Below are 24,380 nucleotides of genomic sequence, written 5' to 3'. Positions count from 1 at the left end.
GCGCTCCAGCAAGACTCAAATTATAGCCTTAATTTTTAGGCTTCTTGTCTGGGCTTGCCAAAAAATTCAGAATTTCAGAAGCTGCACACATCCCAAAGGTGGCGGTCACGCTCACCACCGATCCGTACCCGTGGCAGTTCAGAGACCCGTCAGTGTCGATGGCACAAGAAGCATCCGGAGGCGCAACCGACTCGCGGCTGAAAACACCTTTCACACCCATACGGTGCTCACCTCGCGGGGCTTGGTGGTATTTGCGCAGCCGGTAGCGCAATTGGGCTAACAAGGGATCATGGGTGATGCGCGACAAATCGTCTACATCCACCTTGTGTGCCAAGCGTTTACCGCCAGCCGCTCCAACGGTGATAAAACCGACCCCCTTTTCGATGGCCCAATGGGCCAAGGCCACTTTGGCTTTGACCTGGTCGCAGGCATCGATCAACGCATCAGGAACATCACTCATCAAAAAAGGCCAGTTTTCGGGGGTGACAAAATCGTCCACCACATCCACCCTGCAAGCGGGATTAATTTGGGCAATTCGGGCCTGCATGGCCAACACCTTGGACTGACCAGTGGTCGCTGTCAGCGCATGAATTTGCCGATTGATGTTGGATTCCGCAATGTGATCCATGTCGATCAAGGTCAGGTGACCAACGCCCGATCGCGCCAAAGCCTCGGCAGACCAAGAGCCCACGCCCCCCAAACCGATCACAGCCACATGGGATTGGCGAATGTTGTTCGCACCCGTGACGCCATAAAGACGCGCAAGTCCACCGAAGCGCCTTTCATCATCGGTCTCGCTCAAGTTCGGCTGAGAAACATCAGCGTGTTGGGCCTGCTTCATCGTGCTCATTGGCTTTTGCGCATTTGCCATTGCAAAGCTGTGTAGGCACCCACGAAAATGCCTGTGACTGACACGGCACTGCCCAAGCTCAATGTGGATAAACCTGTCAGGCCTTGACCAAAAGTACACCCCATGGCCAGCACACCGCCGGCCCCCATCAAGCTGCCCCCCACCAGGTGACGGAGCAAATCTGAGCGCTGTGTAAAGCTCTCCCAGCGAAATGAACCCTGCAAAATTGAACTGATGCAAGCACCCGACAAGACCCCAAGCACCGTGACCATGCCCAACGTGAGTCTTTTGCTGCCGTCGCTGTAGTACAACAAGGCATCCAGCCAGTAACCCACGGGAGCCGTGAAACTCAAGGCCTCCATGCGTCCACTGTGGGTGGTCAAGAAAAAAGGCTCCAAGGTCTCGGGGTGTTCGGGGACAAAGCCGAAAATGCCGCTCAACCACCAGAAGGCCACCACCAACAGGCCTAGGCCCGCGCCTGTGACCCAGTTGAACAGTGTGTTAAAGCCGCGCCCTTTCGTGACCCATACCAACAAAATCAGCGCAACCAAACCCGCCGAAAGGCCCCAAGCATTGGACAAGGACAAACCGGTCATGGCCGATAACCATTGCCCCATAAATGGGCCATGAGACAAGTGCACGCCGATGGGATCTATGAAGTTGACCCGCCAAACAGCTGTCAGCCCCTTCATGGTGGCCAAGGCAGCAACGGCCATGGCCAATAAAACCACCAAGGACTTCAAATTTCCAGCACCCAAACGAACCAAAGTTTTGCTGCTACAGCCTGATGCGAGCACCATGCCCACACCAAAGAGAGCGCCCCCGAAGAGACCTGAAAGCCAACTGAGGTGCTTGGCAGCATAAATGGTGTTGGCGGGGTCTATCCAACCCAACAATGCCATCGTGCCAAAACCCATCATGGCCACAGCCAGCGCCAAAGCCCATTGGCGTAGGCGAGTCGCATCTTGCATGACCACCCAATCACTGATGGCACCCATGGTGCAAAAGTGGCCCCGGTGAATCAAGACGCCAACGGCCAAAGACAGCACAAAACCAATGATCCAGATCTGGACGGTCAAATTGTGCAGATCAGCGACCGAAATGGAGTGCATGCGAGATCAGCGCAAACGGCTCAAACGCTCACGGGCCGTGCCAGCTGTTTCAGATGCAGGGAAGGCTTTGAGCAAGTCCTCCAGGGTTTTGCGTGCGGCCTTGAGGTCTTTGAGTTCGACCTGTACATTGGCGATCGCAAGCATGGCTTCGGCTGCCCTCGGGTGGTTTGGCGACTCGCTCAACAAGCGCTGAAAGTTGGCCATCGCCTCGCGGTAAGCCTTGTTGGCATATTGGGCGTTGCCCAACCAAAAAAGTCCGGAGGGTTTGTAAACACTGGTGGGGTAACGCGAAAGAAATCCACTGAAGGCCGCTTGTGCCCCCGGAAAATCGGATTGCCGAAACAATGCCATTGACCGGTCAAAGTCAGCCTTTTCAGCAGGCTCAACCAAAACCTCTCGCCCGTCCACAGTGACTTTCACGGGTTCGAATCGGCGCAAGCGGTCATCGACGGTGGTCAGCGTGTCTTTTTGGCGCAGCTGAACTTCTGTCAAATCTCGAGCCAAACGCTCTTGCGCTCCCAAGCTTTGTGCCAAGTCTGCACGAAGCTTGTCGATCTGTGTTTGCAAGTCCAACAAAGCAGAGCGCAATTGCGCCGAAGTTTGGTTGTGTTGTTGCGTGATCTGCTGGATTTGTTGGTTTTGCTGTTGTGCGCTTTGTTCAACAAGTGTTTTGTTGGCGTTTTGTGCCTGCTCCAAGCGCTGACGCAGGTCCAAAATGGCTCGGCGTGCCTCATCATCACCAAACAATGCAGCCTGAGCGCTGCCACTCCCCAAAATAAAAAGGAGTGCCCAAGCCAGGCTTGCTTTTTTCAACCTCAAAACGGCTTGCGTCATGTCAGACCTCAGTAGCGAATTTCAACGCGACGATTTTTGGCTTGGTCGATGTCAGAGCCACCTTCGGACAGGAGTTTTTCTTTACCAAAGCTCACAGCCTCCAGTTGAGACTCGGGCACACCCAACAAGCTCAAGGCCTGACGAACCGCATCGGCACGTTTTTGACCCAGAGCCAAGTTGTATTCACGGCCACCTCGGTCGTCTGTGTGGCCCTCCAAGCTGGCTTTGCGTTGCTTGTTGGCCTGCAGAAATTGAGCGTGAGAAGCGATGATGGGTCGAGCTTCAGCGCGAATGACAAAACTGTCATAGTCAAAAAAGACCACATGGGCAACCCCTACAGGACCTTGGCCTGCCACTTTGGCATCCACAACAACTGTGGGCATCCCTGTTTGAGCACCGCCTTGTCCTGACCCTATCCCCTGAACGGCCACACCTGAACCCGAAGCCGAACCCGCACCCGATGATGTTGCCGCCCTGTCTTCAACCGGTACATCGTCTAACTTCACACCCGCTGCACAACCGCTCAGAACGGCGCACACCAACATGACGGACCAAATTTGCTTGCTCATAATCAACCTCAAGGATAAAAAATTGTCAAAAACAGGTTCAGGGCCGCATTGGCCCCCAATGCGGCTCGCGCAAATCGCCCCCTTGCCCAGCCAGTCGGGCTTTCACACGGCCATCCAGCGTCGTGGTCATCAAGGCCTCACCGCCTTGCTGGGTGGCATACATCAAAAGTCGGCTATTGGGGGCAAAGCTAGGGCGCTCGTCGAATGACGTTTCAGTCAAAGCAATGACTTGACCAGAGGTCAAGTCCATCAAATGCAGTTTGAATCCAGCCCCCGTGCGTGACACATAGGCCAACCAACGACCATCGGGACTCAATGCAGGTGAGATGTTGTAGGCACCCGAGAAAGTCACCCGTTCTGCAGGTCCTCCTTGAGCGGGCATTTTGTAAATTTGGGGGTTGCCCCCGCGGTCACTGACGAAATACAAGGTTTGACCGTCAGGAGAAAAGGCTGGCTCGGTGTTGATGCTGCCGCTGGTCAAGCGCTGAGGCTCTCCCCCTTGCAAAGCGACACGCCACAACTGAGAGCCTCCGTCTCGGCTCAAGGTGGCCACAATGGAACGGCCATCGGGCGCCCATGCCGGCGCACTGTTGGAGCCTTTGAAGTTGGCCACTTCACGGCGTTGACCCGTCGCCAATTCATGAACGTACACGACCGGCTTGCGATTTTCAAAAGAAACGTAGGCCAATTGGGCGCCACTTGGAGACCAAGAAGGCGAAATGATGGGCTCTGGGCTTGTGATCGCTGAGCGTGCACCCTCACCGTCGGAGTCGGCTACCCACAAACTGTAGCGACCTGATGACTTGGTGACGTATGCGATGCGGGAGGTGAAAACACCAGGTGTGCCCGTCAATTGCTGGTAAACCCAGTCGGACAAACGGTGCGCTGACAAACGCAAATCAACAGCACCAACTGTGTCCCTGAAGTCAGCCTTTTCCTGTCCTTTGACCGCATCCCACAAACGCGCACGCACATCAAAGCGGCCATCAGCCAAACGGGTCACAGAGCCAGCCAACAAAGCTTCTGCAGACAAAGCACGCAAGGCTGACCAATCGGGTCTGCTCATTTCATCAAAGGCCAAATTGCCAGTGGGCAGGGGCTTGAATTGACCGGTTCGCGATAAATTGGCTTGAACGATGCTGGAGAGCTTCTGAGGTGCTTGGGCTTCACCTTTGAAAGGCGTTACCAAAACAGGCAATTGGGTCATTCCTACGCCGGTGACCTCGACCCTAAATTGGGCCCATGCCGCGTTGCCAAAGACCGCTGAAAAGAGGAGGCTCCACAGCACCAAAGTGGACCGCGCTGGCAATAAAAACAGTTTCATTGGCTTGGTTAATCAGTGCAATCATTCAAAAGCGTAATCGTACACCTTCAGAGTGCCTCTTATGATTTTACGCATCTGGCCTTCGGGTGAGAAACTGATCTGAAATGAATCCAATCTGAGCACGAAGTGGGGCTGCTTACAATGCCAGCTCACATGTCTGCACCACAGCCCTCCTCCAATCCGGCCAGCGCCCAACCCAGCATTCGCCAAAGGTTGATGCGTTTGAAGCCTTATTTTGTTCGCCAAAAGTGGGTTTGGGCCTTGGCCATGGGGGCTACTTTGGTAGCGGCGCTCACCGAGCCATTGATTCCTGCCTTGTTTCAACCCTTGCTGGACAACGGTTTTGCCGAAAACGAACTGCCCTTGTGGTCAATCCCCTTGGCAGTCATTGGCTTGTTCACGGTGCGGGGCTTGGCGCATTTTGTGGCGCAATACGCATTGGCCCGGGTCACCAACGACGGCATGGAAAAACTCCGCAGCGATCTTTTTGCAAAAATGATCCGGGCTGATTTAACTTTGTTTGGCCGTCAATCGGCCAGTGCGCTGTCCAACACGGTGGTGTATGAGGTGCAAGTTGGCGCCTCGCAACTGGTATCTGCTCTCATTGGCTTGACCCGAGATGGTTTTACCCTGTTGGCCTTGGTGGGTTATCTGATGTGGCTCAACTGGCAATTGACCTTGGTGGTTTTCACCGTGGCGCCGGGTCTGAGCTGGATCATGAAGGTGCTGTCCCGTCGTCTTTACGGCTTGACCAAAGAAAGCCAGCAAGCAACAGACAACCTCGCCTACGTGGTGGAGGAAAACGTCTTGGCTCACCGCATGGTGCGTCTACATGGTGCACAGGCGCAGCAAATCGGGCGCTTCAATGCGCTGGGTCAGCGTCTGCGTCAATTGGCGCTCAAATCCACGGTGGCCTCGGCGGCCATGACGCCCCTGACCCAAATCATGGCGGCCGTTGCCCTGTCATTGGTGCTGGTGATCGCTTTGGTGCAAAGCCGTGAAGTGGGCTCCAGTGCCACCGTGGGTGGTTTTGTGGCTTTTATCACCGCCATGCTGATGTTGATAGCGCCGATCAAACGTCTGGCCGATGTGGCCAATCCCATCACCAGAGGACTGGCTGCGCTGGAGAGGGGCTTGGCCTTGATGCACGATGCACCCGAAGAGGCCCAAGGCACGTACACAGCACAAAAAGCCCAAGGCGCCATTGAATGGCAAGACGTCTCTGTTCAGTTCACATCTGAAGGCGAAGCGGCTTTGTCGCATGTCCAACTGGCTGTGAAACCCGGTGAGACCGTGGCCTTGGTGGGTACATCGGGCGCGGGAAAAACAACCTTGATTCAACTTTTGCCACGCTTTTTGAACCCCTCAAGCGGCATGGTATTGCTCGACGGAGTGCCCTTGGCCCATTGGCAATTGGACAGCTTGCGCAGCCAGTTGGCCATGGTCAGCCAGGATGTGGTGATGCTCAATGACAGTTTGGCAGCCAACGTGAGCTTGGGACAAAAACCAGACAGGGACAAAGTCGCGCACTGCCTGAAAGCGGCCAACTTGTGGGCCCATGTACAGACTCTGCCGCAGGGGATAGACACCGATCTGGGACACAACGCCAACCAACTCTCCGGCGGGCAACGCCAGCGTTTGGCAATCGCCAGGGCTTTGTACAAAGATGCGCCTGTTTTGATCTTGGACGAGGCCACTTCAGCACTGGACAACGAATCCGAGCGTTTGGTGCAAGACGCCCTGCAAAAACTCATGCAAGGTCGAACCACCTTGATCGTGGCGCACAGACTGTCCACCATCGAGCACGCTGACCGGGTGATCGTGATGGAGCGTGGCCGCATTGTGGAACAAGGTGTTCCGTCCGCACTGTTGGCACTGGGCGGCGCTTATGCCCGCTTGCACCACAGAGGTGAATGGGCCGACGAAGAAACCCAATCCAAAGGATAAGTCAGGCCCGACCTGACGCAAACACGGGCCTGTTGAAGCGTCGACTCAAAGCAGCACGATGTCGTATTGCTCGGGACCCATGCTGGTTTCAACTTGCAGTGAGATAGGTTTGGCGATGAAGTCCGATAAACCTGCAAGGTGTTGGCTTTCCTCATCCAGCAACAAATCGATGACCGCAGAGGCCGCCACGATGCGGAACTCACGGGGGTTGAACTGACGCGCTTCGCGCAAAATTTCCCGCAAAATGTCGTACACCACTGACCTGGGCGTCTTGACGATCCCTTTGCCTTGGCAACTTGGACAAGGTTCGCACAGCATATGGGCCAACGATTCACGGGTGCGTTTGCGCGTCATCTCCAGCAGGCCCAAGGATGAAAACCCTCCGGCCATGGTTTTGACACGGTCTCGCGAAAGTTGCTTGCGAAACTCAGACAGCACGGCTTCCTGATGTTCAGCGCGTGCCATGTCGATGAAATCGGCAATGATGATGCCGCCCAAATTTCGCAGCCGCAGTTGACGGGCAATGGCCTGGGCTGCTTCGAGGTTGGTTTTGAAGATCGTGTCTTCAAAATTGCGCGCCCCCACATAACCACCGGTGTTCACGTCCACAGTGGTCAAGGCTTCGGTCTGATCAATGATCAGGTAACCTCCTGATTTCAGGTCCACCCGACGGCCCAGGGCCTTGGCAATTTCCTCATCAATCGCATACAAATCAAAAATTGGTCGCTCGCCTTTGTAGTGCTGTAAACGCTCGGTCGCTTTAGGCATGAACTCCTGACCAAAGACCTGAAGCTTGGCAAACTGCTCTTGAGAGTCGATTCGAATGCTTTGTGTGGCTTCGCCGACCAAATCGCGCAAGACCCTTTGCAAGAGCGTCAAATCTTGGTGCAATAAAGAACCCGGTGGCAACCGCATCGAGGCTTCCTTGGTGCGGGCCCAGGTCTTGCGCAGGTAAGCGATGTCATCGCTCAACTCTTCGTCGCTGGAGTCTTCGGCGTTGGTGCGCAAAATAAATCCGCCACCGGACGGCCCCACCAAGGCCTGTAGCCTTTGGCGCAACGCATCTCGCTGGTCGGCTGGTATTTTTTGTGACACGCCAATGTGGTCGTCTTGAGGCAAAAACACCAAATGCCGCCCTGCGATGCTGATTTGCGTTGAAAGCCTGGCACCCTTCGTGCCCATGGGATCCTTGATGACCTGCACCATGATGGCACGGCCCTCAAAAACTTGCTTTTCAATCGGCACCAGTGGCTGGCCTGTGCGCGCGGCTGATGACTCACCCTCGGCATGCTTTTGCCAAAGATCGGCCACATGCAAAAAAGCCGCCTTGTCGAGCCCGATGTCAATGAAGGCCGATTGCATGCCTGGCAAGACACGCGCTACTTTGCCCAAATAAACATTGCCCACCAAACCGCGCTCTAAGGTGCGCTCGACATGCAGTTCTTGCACAGCGCCAAACTCCACCACGGCGACACGAGTTTCTTGGGGCGACCAATTGACCAAAATATCTTGTTGCATGCTTGGAACCAAGTGGGGTGAATCAGCAGCGTAAGCCACACGCGCGCAGCAAAGCGGCGGTTTCAAATAGCGGCAAACCCATGATGCCCGAATAACTGCCCCGAATCTGTGCGATATGAGCGGCCGCAATGCCCTGCACCCCATACGCACCCGCCTTGCCCATGGGTTCGCCCGAACCCACATAGGCTTTGATCTGCGCAGTGCTCATGGGTGCAAAGTGCACCCAAGACTCGGACAGAGCCGCAACACGTTTACCCCCCTTTTGCACAGCTACAGCCGTCAAGACCCGGTGAGTCTGGCCCGCCAAACGCTGGAGCATGCGCATGGCATCGGCTTCGTCAGATGGTTTACCCAAAATATCGCGACCCAGGCAGACCGTGGTGTCCGCGCACAACACAGGCGCTGCTGAAAGGCCTTGGTGCTTCAAGCGCTGCAAAGCAGCGTCGAGTTTGAGGCCTGTCACGCGAACCACATAACGCGCAGGCGCTTCTGCGCCGCGCACTTCTTCCAAAGACTCGGCGTCTTCGTTGGGCCCGGCCAAGAGAAGCTTGTGAGGCACCCCGATTTGGTCCAGCAATTGGCTGCGGCGCGGGCTTTGAGAAGCCAAATAGATGAAATCGCTCATTCTCGGTGGTAAGGGTGATTGGCATTGATGGACCATGCGCGGTAAAGCTGCTCGATCAACAGCACGCGGGCCATGGCATGAGGCAAAGTCAGGTCCGACAAGCGAATGCGCTCGTGTGCGGTTTGACGAAATTCTGGCTCAAGCCCGTCGGGGCCGCCGATCACCAGTGCCACATCGTCACCGCCAAGCTGCCAGTTGGTCAGACGGGTCGCCAGAGCCTGGGTGGTCAGGTTCGTGCCACGTTCGTCGAGTACCACCACACGGGTGCCTTTGGGAATCGCTGCCTCAATGCGCTGACGCTCGGCCGCATACAAATTGGCTAAAGTTTTAGAACCCCTGGGCTCGGTTTTGACCGCCTTCAGCTCAAGCTTGAGCTCAGGCGGAAAACGTTTAGCGTAGTCATCCCAAGCTGTTTGAGCCCAGTCAGGCACACGCAGGCCGACCGCAACGATCAGCAGCTTCATGCAAGATCAATCGACTTGACGTCGAGTGGCAGCTTGCACGGCTTTGCGAGCCGGCGCCTTTTTGGCTGCGGGTTTTGAAGCAGTTTTGGCAAGCGTTTTGGCGCCCGCTTTGCTGACAGGCTTGGCTGTTGGCTTGCCCACTGTTTTGACTGTGGGCTTGCTGGTGTTTGCAGAAAGCTTGGCAGCCGACTTGGCTGGGGTTTTGACTGCAGTTTTGGAGGCAGGTTTGGCAGATTTAACCGGTGCTTTCAAGGCGGGCTTGGCCTTGCTTGTGGACTTGGCGCCGGCTTTGGTGTCAGAAGTTTTGGCCGAAGCGGTTTTAACAGCGCCCGTTTTGGTGGCGGCTTTTTTGGCCACTGAGTTTTTGATGTGCCCTTTGACCTCGGCAGCGACCGAAGGCTTGGGTGCGCCCAACTTCAAACGAACGGGGGTTCCGCCCCAAATTTCTTCCAGGTTGTAATAAGTGCGAATGGTGGGCTGCATGATGTGCACCACGGCTGGGCCGCAATCCACAATGATCCATTCCCCATTGTCCTCACCTTCCATGCGGGGTTTGTTAAATCCTGCGTTACGCACTTTGTCGCGCACACTGGCGGCCAAGGCCTTGGTCTGACGGTTGGATGTACCCGAGGCAATGATGACCCGCTCAAACAACGAAGACAGATGCTCGGTGTCAAACACCTGGATCTCTTGGGCCTTGACGTCCTCCAGGGCGTCCACAATGGCCCGCTGGAGTTTTTGAATGTCTTTTTTGGCAGCGGTTTCGGTCATCAATGGGGCCTGTAAAGGTGGTGTTCGTGAATATAGCGCTCAACGGCGGGAGGTACCAAGCCGGTCAAAGCTTGCTCTGTGGCCGCCAGCGCACGGATGTCCGTGGCACTGTGAGGCATCAGCGGCATCTGCAGAGAGCACATGCGCGCTTGCAGCGTGTCAGAAATCGGTGGGAAAGATTCAGGCGCATCCGAATCTTGGTTCCAGGCACGCACGGCCATATCACGACCTGCGGCGCAGATTATAGCGATGCGGCCAATTTCGCCGATCTGGTGCCAAGACGGCAGCGATCGCCGTTGGTCATCACCGATCAGTAAATACAACTGCGCATGGGGGTATTCGCGCTGCAACGCCTGCAGGGTGTCGATGGTGTAACTGGGCCCTGCTCTCAGGATTTCTCGGTCGTCTACGGCCACTTGCGGCAAGGGCTCAAAAGCCAGACGCGTCATCGCCAAACGGTCAGCTGCAGCCGACAGCTGACGCGGCTTGTGCCAAGCCTGCCCTGTCGGCAACACTTGAACCCGGTCAAGCTGCAGTTGTGCGATGGCCGCTTCCACCAAGGCCACATGGGCCCGGTGCGGCGGGTCGAACGCTCCGCCAAAAACGCCCAAGCGCTGCACATTGGCTTGCGCGTTGACCATGGCAGCAGGCAGATTCAAACCCAGTCCTTGGGTACCAAAAAGTGGCTGAGCAAGCGTTCCTCGGGCGAGCCTGCCTCGTCTTGGCGCTGATAAGACCAGCGCACCTCAGGCGGCATGGACAGCAGGATCGACTCGGTGCGGCCACCAGACTGCAAGCCGAAATGCGTGCCCCGGTCCCAGACCAAATTGAACTCGACATATCGGCCGCGGCGGTAAAGCTGAAAGTCTCGCTCGCGCTCGCCATAGGGCGTGTCCTTGCGGCGCATCACGATGGGCATGTAGGCCGTCAGCAGTGAATCGGCCACGCTTTGCAGCATGGCAAAGCTCTGGTCCATGCCCAATTCCGAAAAGTCGTCAAAGAAAATACCGCCCACGCCGCGCTGCTCATGGCGGTGTTTGTTGCAAAAGTAATCGTCGCACCAGGTTTTAAAACGGGGATGCAAGGCTTCACCAAACGGGCTCAAGGCATCTTTGCAGGACTGGTGGAAATGCACCGCGTCTTCGTCAAAACCGTAGTAAGGCGTCAGGTCCATACCGCCACCAAACCAGGCCACAGGTGCCCTGCCCTCTGGTTTGGCCGCGATCATGCGAACGTTCATGTGCACCGTGGGCACGTAGGGATTGCGCGGATGAAATACCAAGGACACACCCATGGCCTCAAAGGCAGAGCCTGCCAACTCGGGGCGGTGCTGTGTGGCAGATGGCGGCAACTGCGGCCCGGTGACGTGCGAAAACCCGCAGCCGGCCCTCTCAAAAATGGGCCCGCCTTCCAGAATTTGGGTGATGCCATTGCCCTGAAGCTTTTCACCGGGGTCTTTTTGCCAGGCATCGGTCAAAAATGGGGTGCCGTCGAGAGCGGTTAAAGCGCCAGTGATGCGGGCTTGAAGGCCAAGCAAGTAGCTTTTGACCGTGCTGATTTCAAAGGTTGAACTCATGGAAAACTTTCAAACGGTAAACGGGTTCAGGAGTGCGGCGCTTGTTGCGTCGCTGAAGTGGCTGGGCTGTTGACAAAAGCACCCCCCGGTTGTCCAGGGCTCCAGGGCTGAATGGGCCCCATTTGGTGAACATGAAAGCCTTTGACGCCTTCAAACACCTGTGCCATGTGCGCGTAATCGTGCTCGACATGACCGGTCAATTCATAAAAATCCACCACGCTGAAGCGGCGTTGACCCCAATCGAGTTTGACCAAGGCCAAAGGCACTTTCGCCCCCAGAGCCAGCTGGTAAAAACCACTTCGCCAGCCCGGCGTGTGGCTGCGCGTGCCTTCAGGGGCCAAACCCAACCACAGCAGCTGGTCTTTTTGTTGGTGCTGCTCGAAGGTCTGCACCATCTGCCCGACCACGCCTTTGGAAGAACTTCGGTCGATCGGCATACCGCCAACCCAACGCATCCAAGCCCCCACGACAGGGAATTTGAACAAAGTGTCCTTGCCCCAAAAATGCGCAGGCACACCCATCGCCCATTTGGCCAAAAGGCCAATGGGAAAGTCCCAATTGCTGGTGTGAGGGTAAACAATGGCCACACCTTGAAGCGTTGGAAACCCGTCAAATTCCAGTCGCCAGCCCAGACGCTTGAGCACCCAAAGGGCCAAACGGGAACCCTTGAACTGAATGGGGTGACGGGGCAAATCACGCATCAAGGGTCATCCCAATCAGTTCTTGATGGCGCGATAGCCAATATCGCGGCGCATCTGCATGCCGTCGAAGGCAATTGGCATGGCAGTTTGGTAGGCTTTTTGCTGGGCCTGCTTGACCGAATCGGCCAATGCAGTGACGCACAAGACGCGACCGCCAGAGCTTAAGATCTGGCCATCTTTTTCAGCGGTGCCCGCATGGAACACCATGGCATCGTCTTGGTCGGGCGGCAAGCCACTGATGGCATCCCCCTTGCGCGGATTTAAGGGGTAACCTGCCGTAGCCATGACCACACCCAAGGCCACACGGCGGTCCCACTCCAGGTCAAAGGTGTCAAGACTTTCAGAGGTTGCAGCCAGCAACACGTCCAAAAGGTCTGACTTCAAGCGCATGAGGATGGGTTGGGTTTCGGGGTCGCCCATTCGGCAATTGAATTCCAATGTTTTGATGCGGCCCGTGGGGTCGATCATGAGACCCGCATACAAAAAGCCGGTGTAGTTGATGCCATCTTTTTCCATGCCGCGAATGGTGGGCAAAATGACCTCACGCATGGCGCGAGCGTGCACCTCAGCTGTGACCACCGGCGCTGGCGAATAGGCCCCCATACCGCCCGTATTGGGACCATCGTCACCGTCCAGCAGGCGTTTGTGGTCTTGGCTGGTAGCCAAAGCAGCCACGTTTTTGCCATCACACAAAACCATGAAACTGGCTTCTTCCCCGTGCAAAAACTCCTCAATCACCACCCGAGCACCACCCTCGTTGTGGGTCACACCCAATTTGTTGTCCAGCAGCATGAAGTCGATGGCTTCGTGAGCCTCAGACAGCGTCATGGCCACCACCACACCTTTGCCAGCGGCCAAGCCGTCGGCCTTTACAACAATGGGTGCGCCTTTGAGGTCGACATAGGCATGGGCCAGGGCAGCATCTGTGAAGGTTTCAAACTCGGCCGTAGGGATGCCATGCCGCTGCATGAAAGCTTTTGAAAAAGCCTTGGAACTTTCCAGCTGCGCCGCCGCTTGCGTGGGGCCAAAAATTCGCAAGTCATGGGCGCGAAAATCGTCCACGATGCCTCCAGCCAATGGAGCTTCGGGGCCTACCAATGTCAAGCCAATTCCGTTGTCAAGAGCCCACTGACGCAACTGCACCAAGTCAGTAAGGGGAACGTTCACGAGGTTTTTATCTCTGCCCGTGCCGCCGTTGCCCGGCGCCACATAGACCTGTTGGATTTTGGGTGACTGTGCCAATTTCCACGCCATCGCGTGTTCACGGCCACCACTGCCGACTACCAATACTTTCATCCAACTTCCTTAGTCTTCAATTTCAGCGTTGTGAAAGACGTTTTGAACATCGTCCAAGTCTTCCAGAACATCCAGTAATTTTTGCATTTTGGCAGCATCTTCTCCTGTCAAAGTCACGCTGTTTTCAGGACGCATGGTCACTTCGGCCAACTCGGCCACCAAGCCAGCCGCTTCCAGAGCGTTTTTAACCGCTTCAAATTCTGTATAAGCGGTCAACACTTCGATGGCACCATCGCCGAGGGTGATCACGTCATCGGCCCCGGCTTCCAGCGCCACGGCCATCAATTGGTCTTCATCCGTGCCCGGTGCAAAAATCAGCTGTCCGCAGTGCTTGAACTGAAAAACCACCGAGCCTTCAGTGCCCAGATTACCGCCAAGCTTGCTGAAGGCGTGCCGCATCTCTGCCACCGTCCGAACCCGGTTGTCCGTCATGGTGTCCACCAGGATGGCAGCGCCGCCGATGCCATAACCTTCGTAACGGATCTCCTCGTAGCTCACACCCTCCAGATTGCCAGTGGCTTTGTCAACGTTGCGCTTGATGGTGTCGGCAGGCATGTTGGCCGCTTTGGCCTTTTCGATGGCCAAACGAAGTCGTGGATTTGCACTGACATCTCCCCCGCCAGTTCGGGCCGTCACCATGATTTCTCGCACCACCCGGGTCCAGATGCGTTGGCGCTTTTCGTCTTGCCGACCCTTGCGGTGCTGAATATTTGCCCATTTACTGTGGCCAGCCATCGGGATTTCCTTGAATGTTGATTTAATCTAGAGCCTGAATTTTACTTTTCACAAGCAGGGGATATCAAAAATGGCCGAACCCATGTTAATAGCTCAAAATGCCAAGGCTCAGTGCCACCTTTTGCCAGGCTTGGCCAACCGACACGGCCTGATTACTGGCGCCACCGGGACCGGTAAAACCGTCAGTTTGCAGACTTTGGCAGAAAACTTCTCTCGCCTGGGGGTGCCGGTGTTCATGGCCGACGTCAAAGGAGACTTGACGGGCATCAGCCAAACCGGAAAGGTGGGAGAAAAACTGGCCAACGCACTGAAAGACCGTGGCCTGCAACTGCCCGACCCGATAGCCTGCCCCACCACCCTTTGGGATGTATTTGGTGAACAAGGCCATCCGGTGCGTGCCACCATCTCTGACATGGGGCCCTTGCTGCTGACGCGCATGCTCGGCCTGAACGAGACGCAAGCGGGGGTGCTGAACCTGGTGTTCAAGATCGCTGATGACAACGGTTTACTGCTGCTGGACATGAAGGACTTGCGGGCCATGCTGCAGCATGTGGGTGATAACGCCAAACAATTCACCACCGAGTACGGCAACATCAGCGCTGCCAGTATCGGGGCCATTCAGCGAGGTCTGCTGCAAATCGAGACCCAAGGTGGCGACAAGTTCTTTGGTGAGCCCATGCTCAATATTGAGGACTTCATGCAGACCGATGCACAAGGTCTGGGGGTGGTGAACATTCTGGCGGCAGACAAGCTCATGAACTCGCCTCGCCTGTACGCCACCTTTTTGCTGTGGATGCTGTCCGAGTTGTTCGAGATCTTGCCCGAGATTGGTGACCCGGAAAAACCCAAACTGGTGTTCTTTTTTGACGAAGCGCACTTGCTCTTCAAGGACGCGCCTGCAGCCTTGATTGAACGCATCGAATTGGTGGTTCGCTTGGTCAGGTCCAAAGGTGTTGGGGTGTACTTCGTCACGCAAAATCCGCTGGACATACCCGACAGCGTGCTGGGCCAGTTGGGCAACCGCATCCAGCACGCCCTGAGGGCCTATACGCCCAGAGATCAAAAAGCCGTCAAAGCCACGGCTCAAACCATGCGGCCCAAAGCAGGGCTAGACATTGAGGCGGCCATCACCGAACTGGCTGTGGGCGAGGCGCTGGTGAGCTTTTTGGACGCCAAAGGTCGTCCGTGTGAGACCGAACGTGTGTTTGTTCTCCCCCCGGGAAGCCAGTTAGGCCCCATCGCACCCGCACAACGCCAAGCCATTATTCAAGGCTCTTTGGTAGCGGGGATTTATGAACAAGCCTTAGACCGTGAGTCGGCCTACGAAAAGCTGCGAGGCACCGGTGCGGGACAAGTCGGCACATCAACCGATGTCGCCCCATCTCAAGGCAGCGGGTTGATCGGAGGCCTTTCGGATCTGATATTCGGTGGCCATGGGCCGCGTGGCGGTCAGCGCGACGGTGTGGCCCAGATGGTGGTTAAAAGTGCGGTCAGAACAGTAGGTTCAGCCATAGGTCGAGAAATCGTTCGGGGTGTTTTGGGTGGTTTGCTGGGAGGCAGTAAGCGTAAATAACGAACACGCCAAAACGCCATGAGAGAAGCCCAAAACCATGAAAAAAGGCCCCGAGGGGCCTTTTTTCATGGCTGTTGGGTGCAAGAATCAGCCGGCTGTGGCCTCCTCAGGCTCAGCTGGCTCCGATCGCGAAGCCCGGCTGTCTTTTTTGGGTGTGGGCGTGATGTCCAGTTTGACTTCGTTTTTGTCGTCAATGTCCACGGTCAATCTTCCGCCATCGGTGAGGCGACCAAACAACAACTCGTCGGCCAAGGCCTTGCGGATGGTGTCTTGGATCAGTCGCTGCATGGGGCGCGCGCCCATGAGCGGATCGAACCCTTTCTTGCCCAAGGACTGGCGCAAGGCGTCGGTGAAAGTGACTTCCACTTTCTTCTCGGCCAACTGGGTCTCGAGCTGGAGCAAGAACTTGTCAACCACTCGCAAGATGATTTGCTCATCCAGGGGTTTGAAGCTGACCATGGCATCCAGGCGGTTGCGGAACTCAGGGGTGAACAGACGCTTGATGTCGCCCATCTCGTCCCCAGCCGCCCGCGGGTTGGTGAAACCAATGGTGGCCTTGTTCATGGTTTCGGCACCCGCATTGGTGGTCATGATGATGATCACGTTGCGGAAGTCGGCCTTGCGCCCGTTGTTGTCGGTCAATGTACCGTGGTCCATCACCTGCAGCAGCACATTGAAAATGTCCGGGTGGGCTTTCTCAATCTCATCGAGCAAAAGCACACAGTGCGGCTTTTTGGTCACGGCTTCGGTCAAAAGGCCGCCCTGGTCAAAGCCCACATAGCCCGGAGGCGCGCCGATCAGGCGGCTGACCGCATGGCGTTCCATGTACTCGGACATGTCGAAACGAATCAACTCGATGCCCATGATGTAGGCCAACTGCTTGGCGGCTTCGGTCTTGCCCACACCAGTGGGACCCGAGAACAAGAAAGCACCAATTGGCTTGTCGGTCTTGCCCAAGCCTGAGCGGGCCATCTTGACCGCAGAGGCCAACACTTCCAGCGCCTTGTCTTGGCCAAACACCACTGACTTGAGATCACGCTCGATGGTTTGCAGTTTGCTGCGGTCGTCGTTGGACACATTGGCCGGAGGGATACGCGCAATCTTGGCCACAATGTCCTCGATTTCGGCCTTGCCAATGGTCTTTTTACGCTTGGAGGGAGCCTGAATCCGCTGTGCGGCTCCGGCCTCGTCAATCACGTCAATGGCCTTGTCAGGCAATTGGCGGTCGTTGATGAACTTGGCCGACAACTCTGCCGCCGCTTGCAAAGCAGCGATGGTGTATTTGACGCTGTGGTGGTCTTCAAAACGACTCTTCAGGCCTTTGAGGATGTCCACTGTCTCAGAGACGGTGGGTTCGACCACGTCAACCTTTTGGAAACGACGTGAGAGGGCCGCGTCTTTTTCGAAAATGCCGCGGTACTCGGTGAAGGTGGTGGCACCAATGCACTTGAGCTGACCACTGGAGAGCGCGGGCTTGAGCAAGTTGGATGCGTCCAGCGTGCCACCAGACGCCGCACCCGCACCGATCAAGGTATGGATCTCGTCAATGAACAAAATGCCATTGGGTTTGTCCTTGAGCGACTTGAGTACGCCTTTGAGTCGCTGCTCAAAGTCACCGCGGTACTTGGTACCCGCCAAGAGTGCGCCCATATCGAGAGAGTACACGGTGGCTTCGGCCAAGATGTCCGGAACTGTGCCTTGGGTGATGCGCCAAGCCAAGCCTTCGGCAATCGCCGTTTTGCCCACGCCGGCCTCGCCCACCAGCAGCGGGTTGTTTTTGCGGCGACGGCACAAAATTTGGATGGTGCGCTCGACCTCGTACTCCCGACCGATCAGCGGGTCAATTTTGCCCTCTTTGGCAGCTTGGTTGAGGTTGTTGGTGAACTGCTCCAATGGGGAGGCCTTTTCGCTGCGCTCACCACCGCTGGTCTCTTCGGCTTCAGAGTTAGACGGGGAGTCTGACTTTGCCGCCTCAGGCGGATCCGTCTTGCGTATGCCATGGGCAATGAAGTTGACCACATCCAAACGCGTGATGCCTTGCTGGTGCAGGTAATAAACGGCGTGCGAATCTTTCTCACCAAAGATGGCCACCAGCACATTGGCGCCAGTGACTTCTTTTTTCCCATTTCCCGTGGACTGAACGTGCATGATGGCGCGTTGAATCACGCGCTGAAACCCCAAAGTGGGCTGCGTATCCACCTCTTCGGTGCCGGCCACTTGGGGGGTGTTGTCCTTGATGAAATTACCCAGGGCCTTGCGCAGATCATCGATGTTGGCGGCGCAAGCGCGCAGCACTTCGGCCGCGCTGGGGTTGTCCAGCAAGGCCAAAAGCAAATGCTCGACCGTGATGAACTCGTGGCGTTGCTGACGGGCTTCAACAAAGGCCATGTGCAAACTGACTTCCAATTCTTGGGCAATCATGTGATTTCCTTATGCCTTGCTGAGTGAGAGATAGGGTGGGGAGATGGGGAGCATGGCCGCTTATTCAAGAGGCTCACTGACACATTGAAGGGGATGCCCTGCCTGTTTGGCTGCGTCCAAAACTTGGTCCACTTTGGTGGCAGCAACATCACGGGAATAGACACCACAAACGCCTTTGCCGTCCAAATGGATTTTGAGCATGATTTGAGTAGCCGCTTCCCGATCTTTGCTGAAAAACTCCTGAATGACCATCACAACGAACTCCATTGGCGTGAAATCGTCGTTCAACATGGCCACCTGGTACATCTGTGGTGGTTCAATTTTTTGCGCACGCCGCTCAAGGACCACCGCGTCGCCTCCATCAGGCGTTCGGGGTGTCACAGTCGGCAGCGTCGGATTTTGAGGTTTTTTCGTTGCCATCATTTCATTCTATCGATGCTTTGAAGCCCTTTGAGGCAGTCACTTAAAAAGTCTTGATACCCAGCGGCCAAAACAGCCCCCGGGAAAACCTCACATTGACAAATTCCCCAATAACTACACAAACTGATTTATCAGATCAAAACGGAGACATCGTATGCCCTATGGCACGGTCAAATGGTTCAACGATGCCAAGGGGTTTGGTTTTATCCAACCCGATGGCGGTGGCGCTGATGCTTTCGCCCATTTTTCGGCCATCGAGATGGAAGGTTTCAAAACCCTCAAAGAGGGTCAACGGGTCAAATTTGACTTGGTTGAGGGGGCAAAAGGATCATTGGCGATGCAAATTCAAGCCGAAGTGGTGACGCAAGATCCCAGCCAATCAAACAGAGATGCGGAACCTTCCTTGAAGGATGCATCCGGGGTTTGACCCCTTTGAGTTCATCCGTTTGCGGCCAGGTCAGCCAGGGCCTGATCATTTATGCTCTGGTATTGAAATTTCCTAGCCTGCACAGCTTATGAACCGACACACGTTATTGTTTCGCATGTCTAGATCTCGCCTGAGCGACCGAATGATGGTATTTTTGGGTATTTTGATATTCTTTTTAGGTATTCAAGCAAACGCTCAAAACTCCCCTCAAATGTCTTTGGAGCGAACACAATTGATGGCGGGCATGCACCGTTTGGATGTCCAACTTGCACTGACACCAGAGCAACGCCAGATAGGCCTGATGTGGCGAAAAGAGATGCCACAACATGAAGGGATGCTGTTTGTCTTTGATCAGCCCAGCACCCAGTGTTTCTGGATGCGCAACACGCTGATTCCCCTCACGGCTGCATTTCTGGAAGACGACGGAACGATCGTCAACCTGGCGGACATGAAACCCTTGAACGACGATTCCCACTGTTCCGCAAAACCCGTGCGTTTTGTGCTTGAAATGAACCAAGGTTGGTTTATCAAAAGGCAAATCAAGCCAGGTTTCAAGATGAACGGGCAGGTCTTCGTCAAACGAGTCAACTGACCTCAAACACCCCAAACCAAGTCCGTTGGATTGGCCACACATTGTTTGAGCAACTTCACCATAGGGCTGGCCCTTTGAGCCAGCCGAACAACATCAGGCTCAAAGCCAGGTTGATTGGCGTCCGCTACAGCATCATATTTACCGTTTTGGGCATCCACGCTGCGCTGCGCCCGAAGGGCTTCGTCTTGTGCAACCGCTGACTCCAATTTGGCCAGCACAGCTGGCATGTCTTGGCTGAGAACAATCCCTTTGATCGGATCATCGCCCAGCATGATTTTGAGCAACCTTCTGCCATCTGCTTCCAGCATGATCAGATCACTGGTGACTTTGGATTTGAATTTGAACAACATGGTTGGCTCCTTGAAACGATTCAGCGGCCTACCATCTCCACACCTTCGTCTTCGATGGTATCGCCCTGAATCAAGGCCTTGAGTTTATGGCTGGCATGAAAGGTGGCAACACGACGTGCATCAATAGGAATCAATTCTCCTGTGCGCGGATTGCGACCTGGCCGAGCTGCCTTGGTGCGAATCTGGAAGTTGCCAAAACCAGAGATTTTGACTTCTTCACCAGCGATCAACTGCTCGACCACCAGATCAAAAAACGCATCCACCATGTCTTTCGACTCGCGTTTGTTCAAGCCAATTTGCTCAAACAACAAATCGGCCAAATGCGCTTTGGTCAGCGCCGGCGTTTCAAGGGATTCAAAGCTGATTTGCATGGGTCAATCTCATGAACGCAGACGTGCAGACAGTTGCTGCGATAAAGCCGATATCACACCGTTCATGACTGCCTCGATTTGAGCGTCTGTCAGTGAGGTCTCGTCGCTGTGCATGGTCAAACGCACCGCCAAGCTCTTCTCGCCCACAACCAAACCGCCCGTTGATTCGGCTTTGGGGCGGTAAACGTCAAACAACACCGCATCGCGTAACAAACCTTGGGTGGGTGCTGAAAGGATAGCCGCCATCAATTGGCCATGCGAGATGTGCTCTCGGACGATGACAGCGATGTCACGCTCTACCGGCTGGTATTTGGCCACCGGACGCGCAACAGGCACGGTTCTGGCCGTGACGGCGTCGAGTGACAACTCAAACACCACGGGTGCACTGCTGAGCTCCCAATCCTGTCGCCAACGTGGGTGCAATTCACCCACATGGCCGATCATCACGCCATCCAGCACCACTTGGGCCGAGCGGCCGGGGTGCAAGGCGGGATGTTCTGAGGGCAAAAACTCGGCCTTACGCGGAGCCAACAGGTGTTCCACATCGGCTTTGACGTCGTAAAAATCAACGTAACGGGCCTTGCCCTGCCAGCCCAAAGGCGCGACCGGCCCCCAGGCCATACCCGCCACACGCATGGGCTGATCAAAGCCTTCCACCGTGGTGTCGGTGCTTTGCACAGCGGCATTGCGCAGGAACACGCGTCCCAACTCGAACACGCGCACACGATCAGCCTTGCGATCGGCATTGAACTTGACCACTTGAAGCAGCGAGCCAATCAAGCTTGAGCGCATCACGCCCATCTGGCTGGCGATCGGGTTGAGCAGACGGATAGGGTTGGCATTGCCCGCCAGACCTCGCTCCCAACTGTCTTCGACAAAGCTGTAATTGATGGTTTCTTGATAACCCAACGCGGCTATGACCCGGCGAACTGTGGATGGGCTGCGTTCGGTTTCGCAGCGAACCTTGGCGGTGATAGGCGCCTGAGGTGGGTTGGTGGGCAAGTTGTTGTAACCCACCATCCGGGCCACTTCTTCAATGAGGTCTTCTTCGATTTGCAAATCGAACCGGAAACTGGGTGGCGTGACGGTGACTGTGCCCTCGCCCTCAGCCACTTGCAGACCCAAACCACGCAAGGCGTCAGCACATTGCTGCTGCGTCAAAGGCATGCCGATGACCTTGACAGCACGGGCCACGCGCAGCGTGACAGGTTTGATCGCTGGGATGTTCAGGGTCTGATCGTCGATGGGGCCGACCAGTGTCTCAGGCATGCCACAAATGTCCAGCACCAGCTGGGTGATGCGCTCAATGTGCTCCACCGTCATCTGCGGGTCTACACCGCGCTCAAAACGGTGTCCTGCATCGGTCGAAAAGTTATAGCGACGCGAACGACCCGCGATGGCGGATGGCCACCAGAAAGCGGCTTCGATGTAAATGTTCTTTGTATCGTCCGACACGGCGGTGGTATCGCCCCCCATGATGCCGGCAAGCGACTCAACTTGACGATCGTCGGCGATCACCCCCACCTTGTCATCCACCGTCACGGTGTTGCCGTTGAGCAGTTTGAGCGATTCGCCAGGCTTGCCCCAGCGCACCTGCAAACCGCCGTGGATCTTGTCGAGATCAAAAATATGTGAGGGGCGGCCGAACTCGAACATCACGTAATTGGAGATGTCCACCAAGGGACTCACGCTGCGCTGTCCACAACGGGCCAGGCGGTCCACCATCCATTGGGGAGTGGTCGCCTGGGTGTTGACACCCTTCACCACCCGACCGCTGAAGCGACCGCACAGGTCTGTGGCCTGAACCACGACGGCCAGTTTGTCAGAAATTTGAGGCGCCATAGAAGGGAAAGTCGGGACCTTCAACGGCGCACCGGTCAAGGCGGACACTTCGCGGGCAATGCCATACACGCTCAAGCAATGCGCCAAGTTGGGCGTGAGCTTCAGCGTCATCAGCGAGTCGTCCAGATTCAAATACTGGCGAATGTCCTGACCCAATGGGGCGTCGGCGGGCAACTCAAGCAAACCACCGTGGTCGTCTGCAATCTTCAGTTCCTTGGCCGAGCACAACATGCCTTGGCTTTCCACACCACGAAGTTTGCCGACTTTGATCAGGAAAGGTTTGCCGTCTTCGCCTGGTGGCAATTGAGCGCCCACCATGGCACAAGGCACACGAATGCCCACACGGGCATTGGGCGCGCCGCACACGATATTCAGTAAAGCGCCCTGTCCCACGTCCACTTGGCAAACACGTAAACGGTCTGCGTTGGGATGCTGCACGGCTTCCATGATTTGGCCAACCACGATACCGGTGAATGGTGGAGCCACGGGTTCAAGCTCTTCCACTTCAAGACCCGCCATGGTCAAGGTATCGGCCAGTTGCTGGATCGTCAGGGGTGGGTTGCAGAACTCGCGCAACCAGGATTCAGGAAATTGCATGTGCAGAACTCACTACGTTTTGCTTCACGGCCAACGCCGCGCGGCAGGCATTCAGAAATGTCAAAAAGTCGTATCAGGATGACTGAAACTGGCTCAGGAAACGCACATCGCCGTCAAAAAACAGACGAAGGTCGTTCACGCCGTAGCGCAGCATGGTGAAACGGTCCATGCCCATGCCAAAGGCAAAGCCAATGAAGCGCTCGGGGTCCAAGCCCATGTTGCGCACCACATTGGGATGCACTTGGCCGGAGCCGCCTACCTCCAGCCAGCGACCAGCCAGCGGGCCATTTTGAAACTGGATGTCAATCTCGGCACTGGGTTCAGTGAAGGGGAAAAAACTAGGCCGAAAACGCAGCACCAGGTCGTCGCTTTCAAAGTAGGTGCGGCAAAAGTCAGTGACCACGACTTTCAAGTCTTTGAAGCTCACGTTCTCGCCAATCCAGAGGCCTTCGCACTGATGGAACATGGGCGAATGGGTGGCGTCAGAATCCACACGGTAAGTTCTGCCAGGGGCGATCACACGGATCTCGGGCATCTGTTGACCGGCATCGATCTGGTTTCGGTAACGCTTGACATGCTGCACAGCATGGCGAATTTGCATCGGACTGGTGTGGGTGCGCAGCAGATGACCACCCTCCACATAAAAGGTGTCGTGCATGGACCGCGCCGGGTGGTCTTCGGGCGTGTTGAGTGCGGTGAAATTGAACCAGTCTGTTTCGATCTCAGGACCTTGGGCCACCTCAAAACCCATAGAGCCAAAAATTTGCTCCACGCGTTCAAGTGTGAGCGAGACAGGGTGCAAACCACCAACGTTGGTGCTGCGACCCGGCAAGCTCACATCAAGCGCTTCGGCCTTGAGCTGCGCTTGGAGCTCGGCATTGGCCAGTGCTTGGCGGCGGTCATTGAGCGCAGCCTCGATCGCCTGCTTGGCCAAGTTGATGGATGCGCCACGGGATTTCTTGTCCTCCACGCTCAAAGAGCCCATGCCCTTCATCAGCTCAGTCAGGCGACCGGCTTTACCCAAAAACTGGGCTTTGGCATTTTCGAGGTCAGCAGGTGTCAGTGCCTGCGCAAAACTCTGGCGGGCGTTATCAACCAGGGTATCCAGCTCGTTCATGTTGTAGAGGATCGGTGATCTGTTAAAAAAGAACAAAAAAGGGATTGAAGCTTTTGCGAGCCTCAATCCCTTTGATCGAGTGCGTGGCACCGGCCCTAAGGCCCATACCACTCATGGACTCAAGCTGCGGCCAGTGTGGCTTTGACTTGGTTCACGATGCCAGCAAAAGCGGCCTTGTCGTGCACAGCGATATCCGCCAGCATCTTACGGTCGATTTCAATGGCAGCCTTCTTCAGGCCGTTGGCGAACTGGCTGTAGGTCAGACCGCATTCACGCGCAGCGGCGTTGATACGGGCAATCCACAACTGACGGAACACACGCTTTTTGGTGCGGCGGTCACGGTAGGCG

The 24,380-nt window shown here is 55.8% G+C and carries 25 protein-coding genes; 4 read left to right on the top strand and 21 right to left on the bottom strand.

Going from position 1 to position 24,380, the window contains the following annotated elements:
• Window positions 1-28: 28 nt before the first annotated feature.
• From Q1M54_RS05880 to tolB, 5 genes are read right to left on the bottom strand one after another with little or no spacing between them, the layout of a single operon-like run.
• Entirely contained in the window at window positions 29-841 is an 813-nt protein-coding gene (locus Q1M54_RS05880; protein ID WP_300555430.1) for a tRNA threonylcarbamoyladenosine dehydratase, read from the bottom strand.
• 5 nt (window positions 842-846) lie between these two features.
• On the bottom strand, window positions 847-1,962 hold the full coding sequence (locus Q1M54_RS05875) for a YeeE/YedE family protein (protein WP_300555144.1): 1,116 nt from the start codon (window positions 1,960-1,962) through the stop codon (window positions 847-849).
• A 6-nt stretch (window positions 1,963-1,968) separates the two neighbouring features.
• The gene (gene ybgF, locus Q1M54_RS05870) at window positions 1,969-2,796 is read right to left on the bottom strand and encodes a tol-pal system protein YbgF (protein ID WP_300555141.1); all 828 of its coding nucleotides are present in this window, start codon (window positions 2,794-2,796) and stop codon (window positions 1,969-1,971) included.
• An 8-nt stretch (window positions 2,797-2,804) separates the two neighbouring features.
• Complete coding sequence (locus tag Q1M54_RS05865; RefSeq protein ID WP_300555139.1) at window positions 2,805-3,365, bottom strand: OmpA family protein; 561 nt, start codon at window positions 3,363-3,365, stop codon at window positions 2,805-2,807.
• A 37-nt stretch (window positions 3,366-3,402) separates the two neighbouring features.
• Window positions 3,403-4,689 carry a Tol-Pal system beta propeller repeat protein TolB gene (tolB, locus tag Q1M54_RS05860; RefSeq protein ID WP_300555137.1) on the bottom strand — a complete coding sequence of 429 codons (1,287 nt, stop codon included), beginning with the start codon at window positions 4,687-4,689 and terminating at the stop codon, window positions 3,403-3,405.
• Window positions 4,690-4,842: 153 nt separating this feature from the next.
• Between tolB and msbA the strand changes: the two genes are divergently transcribed.
• On the top strand, window positions 4,843-6,636 hold the full coding sequence (msbA, locus tag Q1M54_RS05855; RefSeq protein ID WP_300555134.1) for a lipid A export permease/ATP-binding protein MsbA: 1,794 nt from the start codon (window positions 4,843-4,845) through the stop codon (window positions 6,634-6,636).
• Between the two features lie 45 nt (window positions 6,637-6,681).
• On the opposite strand, the gene rng is transcribed toward msbA, so the two are convergent.
• Genes rng through Q1M54_RS05810 form a run of 9 tightly spaced genes read right to left on the bottom strand, consistent with a single transcriptional unit; the run spans window position 6,682 to window position 14,322 of the window.
• The gene (gene rng / locus Q1M54_RS05850) at window positions 6,682-8,154 is read right to left on the bottom strand and encodes a ribonuclease G (RefSeq protein WP_300555132.1); all 1,473 of its coding nucleotides are present in this window, start codon (window positions 8,152-8,154) and stop codon (window positions 6,682-6,684) included.
• Window positions 8,155-8,176: 22 nt separating this feature from the next.
• The gene (locus Q1M54_RS05845) at window positions 8,177-8,779 is read right to left on the bottom strand and encodes a Maf family protein (RefSeq protein WP_300555129.1); all 603 of its coding nucleotides are present in this window, start codon (window positions 8,777-8,779) and stop codon (window positions 8,177-8,179) included.
• The gene (gene rlmH, locus Q1M54_RS05840) at window positions 8,776-9,243 is read right to left on the bottom strand and encodes a 23S rRNA (pseudouridine(1915)-N(3))-methyltransferase RlmH (RefSeq protein WP_300555126.1); all 468 of its coding nucleotides are present in this window, start codon (window positions 9,241-9,243) and stop codon (window positions 8,776-8,778) included. Before rlmH ends, Q1M54_RS05845 begins: the two co-directional genes overlap by 4 nt.
• A gap of 6 nt (window positions 9,244-9,249) precedes the next feature.
• Window positions 9,250-10,014, bottom strand: coding sequence for a ribosome silencing factor (gene rsfS, locus Q1M54_RS05835; RefSeq protein WP_300555123.1), 765 nt, complete (start codon window positions 10,012-10,014; stop codon window positions 9,250-9,252).
• Window positions 10,014-10,673 carry a nicotinate (nicotinamide) nucleotide adenylyltransferase gene (nadD, locus tag Q1M54_RS05830; RefSeq protein ID WP_300555121.1) on the bottom strand — a complete coding sequence of 220 codons (660 nt, stop codon included), beginning with the start codon at window positions 10,671-10,673 and terminating at the stop codon, window positions 10,014-10,016. Before nadD ends, rsfS begins: the two co-directional genes overlap by 1 nt.
• Window positions 10,670-11,590 carry an oxygen-dependent coproporphyrinogen oxidase gene (gene hemF, locus Q1M54_RS05825; RefSeq protein ID WP_300555118.1) on the bottom strand — a complete coding sequence of 307 codons (921 nt, stop codon included), beginning with the start codon at window positions 11,588-11,590 and terminating at the stop codon, window positions 10,670-10,672. Before hemF ends, nadD begins: the two co-directional genes overlap by 4 nt.
• 26 nt (window positions 11,591-11,616) lie before the next feature.
• Window positions 11,617-12,291, bottom strand: a complete 675-nt coding sequence (locus Q1M54_RS05820; protein ID WP_300555116.1) for a 1-acyl-sn-glycerol-3-phosphate acyltransferase — start codon at window positions 12,289-12,291, stop codon at window positions 11,617-11,619.
• A gap of 15 nt (window positions 12,292-12,306) precedes the next feature.
• Window positions 12,307-13,587, bottom strand: coding sequence for a phosphoribosylamine--glycine ligase (purD, locus tag Q1M54_RS05815; protein ID WP_300555113.1), 1,281 nt, complete (start codon window positions 13,585-13,587; stop codon window positions 12,307-12,309).
• 9 nt (window positions 13,588-13,596) lie between these two features.
• A complete protein-coding gene (locus Q1M54_RS05810) occupies window positions 13,597-14,322 on the bottom strand; it encodes a YebC/PmpR family DNA-binding transcriptional regulator (RefSeq protein WP_300555111.1) in 726 nt (241 codons plus the stop codon).
• 70 nt (window positions 14,323-14,392) lie between these two features.
• Between Q1M54_RS05810 and Q1M54_RS05805 the strand changes: the two genes are divergently transcribed.
• The gene (locus Q1M54_RS05805; protein WP_300555109.1) at window positions 14,393-15,895 is read left to right on the top strand and encodes a helicase HerA-like C-terminal domain-containing protein; all 1,503 of its coding nucleotides are present in this window, start codon (window positions 14,393-14,395) and stop codon (window positions 15,893-15,895) included.
• 87 nt (window positions 15,896-15,982) lie between these two features.
• Here the strand turns inward: Q1M54_RS05805 and clpA are convergent, their stop codons facing one another.
• On the bottom strand, window positions 15,983-18,316 hold the full coding sequence (clpA, locus tag Q1M54_RS05800) for an ATP-dependent Clp protease ATP-binding subunit ClpA (protein ID WP_300555106.1): 2,334 nt from the start codon (window positions 18,314-18,316) through the stop codon (window positions 15,983-15,985).
• Window positions 18,317-18,376: 60 nt separating this feature from the next.
• Window positions 18,377-18,736, bottom strand: coding sequence for an ATP-dependent Clp protease adapter ClpS (gene clpS / locus Q1M54_RS05795; protein WP_300555103.1), 360 nt, complete (start codon window positions 18,734-18,736; stop codon window positions 18,377-18,379).
• Window positions 18,737-18,890: 154 nt separating this feature from the next.
• Between clpS and Q1M54_RS05790 the strand changes: the two genes are divergently transcribed.
• Both Q1M54_RS05790 and Q1M54_RS05785 read left to right on the top strand, forming a co-directional pair.
• Window positions 18,891-19,163 (top strand): cold-shock protein, encoded by a 273-nt coding sequence (locus Q1M54_RS05790; RefSeq protein WP_300555101.1) that lies wholly within the window; start codon window positions 18,891-18,893, stop codon window positions 19,161-19,163.
• Window positions 19,164-19,308: 145 nt separating this feature from the next.
• Window positions 19,309-19,755, top strand: a complete 447-nt coding sequence (locus Q1M54_RS05785) for a DUF192 domain-containing protein (RefSeq protein ID WP_300555428.1) — start codon at window positions 19,309-19,311, stop codon at window positions 19,753-19,755.
• Window positions 19,756-19,757: 2 nt separating this feature from the next.
• Here Q1M54_RS05785 and Q1M54_RS05780 read toward each other — a convergent pair whose 3' ends face one another.
• From Q1M54_RS05780 to rplT, 5 genes are all read right to left on the bottom strand, one after another.
• Window positions 19,758-20,105, bottom strand: coding sequence for a DUF1840 domain-containing protein (locus tag Q1M54_RS05780; protein ID WP_300555098.1), 348 nt, complete (start codon window positions 20,103-20,105; stop codon window positions 19,758-19,760).
• A 20-nt stretch (window positions 20,106-20,125) separates the two neighbouring features.
• Window positions 20,126-20,476: an integration host factor subunit alpha gene (locus tag Q1M54_RS05775; RefSeq protein ID WP_300555096.1), complete on the bottom strand. Its 351-nt coding sequence runs from the start codon at window positions 20,474-20,476 to the stop codon at window positions 20,126-20,128.
• 9 nt (window positions 20,477-20,485) lie between these two features.
• Window positions 20,486-22,915, bottom strand: a complete 2,430-nt coding sequence (pheT, locus tag Q1M54_RS05770) for a phenylalanine--tRNA ligase subunit beta (RefSeq protein ID WP_300555094.1) — start codon at window positions 22,913-22,915, stop codon at window positions 20,486-20,488.
• A gap of 73 nt (window positions 22,916-22,988) precedes the next feature.
• Complete coding sequence (pheS, locus tag Q1M54_RS05765) at window positions 22,989-24,032, bottom strand: phenylalanine--tRNA ligase subunit alpha (protein ID WP_300555091.1); 1,044 nt, start codon at window positions 24,030-24,032, stop codon at window positions 22,989-22,991.
• A 119-nt stretch (window positions 24,033-24,151) separates the two neighbouring features.
• Window positions 24,152-24,380: 50S ribosomal protein L20 (gene rplT / locus Q1M54_RS05760; protein ID WP_300555088.1), on the bottom strand; the 229-nt coding region annotated here is incomplete at its 5' end.

The organism is Limnohabitans sp. Rim8 (assembly GCF_943326455.1).
In the GTDB taxonomy this organism is placed as follows: Bacteria; Pseudomonadota; Gammaproteobacteria; order Burkholderiales; family Burkholderiaceae_C; genus Limnohabitans_A.
The sequence above is the reverse complement of the archived record's forward strand: the minus strand, read 5'-3'. Positions and strand labels throughout refer to the sequence as shown.

Bases quoted from the DNA above. Each gene is read 5' to 3' on its own strand.
- rsfS (WP_300555123.1), bottom strand. From the start codon at position 10,014: ATGACCGAAACCGCTGCCAAAAAAGACATTCAAAAACTCCAGCGGGCC.
- Q1M54_RS05880 (WP_300555430.1), bottom strand. From the start codon at position 841: ATGAAGCAGGCCCAACACGCTGATGTTTCTCAGCCGAACTTGAGCGAG.
- hemF (WP_300555118.1), bottom strand. From the start codon at position 11,590: ATGAGTTCAACCTTTGAAATCAGCACGGTCAAAAGCTACTTGCTTGGC.
- clpA (WP_300555106.1), bottom strand. From the start codon at position 18,316: ATGATTGCCCAAGAATTGGAAGTCAGTTTGCACATGGCCTTTGTTGAA.
- Q1M54_RS05805 (WP_300555109.1), top strand. From the start codon at position 14,393: ATGGCCGAACCCATGTTAATAGCTCAAAATGCCAAGGCTCAGTGCCAC.
- Q1M54_RS05810 (WP_300555111.1), bottom strand. From the start codon at position 14,322: ATGGCTGGCCACAGTAAATGGGCAAATATTCAGCACCGCAAGGGTCGG.
- ybgF (WP_300555141.1), bottom strand. From the start codon at position 2,796: ATGACGCAAGCCGTTTTGAGGTTGAAAAAAGCAAGCCTGGCTTGGGCA.
- pheS (WP_300555091.1), bottom strand. From the start codon at position 24,032: ATGAACGAGCTGGATACCCTGGTTGATAACGCCCGCCAGAGTTTTGCG.
- Q1M54_RS05780 (WP_300555098.1), bottom strand. From the start codon at position 20,105: ATGTTGTTCAAATTCAAATCCAAAGTCACCAGTGATCTGATCATGCTG.
- rlmH (WP_300555126.1), bottom strand. From the start codon at position 9,243: ATGAAGCTGCTGATCGTTGCGGTCGGCCTGCGTGTGCCTGACTGGGCT.
- purD (WP_300555113.1), bottom strand. From the start codon at position 13,587: ATGAAAGTATTGGTAGTCGGCAGTGGTGGCCGTGAACACGCGATGGCG.
- Q1M54_RS05790 (WP_300555101.1), top strand. From the start codon at position 18,891: ATGCCCTATGGCACGGTCAAATGGTTCAACGATGCCAAGGGGTTTGGT.
- Q1M54_RS05820 (WP_300555116.1), bottom strand. From the start codon at position 12,291: ATGCGTGATTTGCCCCGTCACCCCATTCAGTTCAAGGGTTCCCGTTTG.
- Q1M54_RS05775 (WP_300555096.1), bottom strand. From the start codon at position 20,476: ATGCAAATCAGCTTTGAATCCCTTGAAACGCCGGCGCTGACCAAAGCG.
- rng (WP_300555132.1), bottom strand. From the start codon at position 8,154: ATGCAACAAGATATTTTGGTCAATTGGTCGCCCCAAGAAACTCGTGTC.
- Q1M54_RS05785 (WP_300555428.1), top strand. From the start codon at position 19,309: ATGGTATTTTTGGGTATTTTGATATTCTTTTTAGGTATTCAAGCAAAC.
- Q1M54_RS05865 (WP_300555139.1), bottom strand. From the start codon at position 3,365: ATGAGCAAGCAAATTTGGTCCGTCATGTTGGTGTGCGCCGTTCTGAGC.
- clpS (WP_300555103.1), bottom strand. From the start codon at position 18,736: ATGGCAACGAAAAAACCTCAAAATCCGACGCTGCCGACTGTGACACCC.
- Q1M54_RS05845 (WP_300555129.1), bottom strand. From the start codon at position 8,779: ATGAGCGATTTCATCTATTTGGCTTCTCAAAGCCCGCGCCGCAGCCAA.
- Q1M54_RS05875 (WP_300555144.1), bottom strand. From the start codon at position 1,962: ATGCACTCCATTTCGGTCGCTGATCTGCACAATTTGACCGTCCAGATC.
- msbA (WP_300555134.1), top strand. From the start codon at position 4,843: ATGTCTGCACCACAGCCCTCCTCCAATCCGGCCAGCGCCCAACCCAGC.
- pheT (WP_300555094.1), bottom strand. From the start codon at position 22,915: ATGCAATTTCCTGAATCCTGGTTGCGCGAGTTCTGCAACCCACCCCTG.
- tolB (WP_300555137.1), bottom strand. From the start codon at position 4,689: ATGAAACTGTTTTTATTGCCAGCGCGGTCCACTTTGGTGCTGTGGAGC.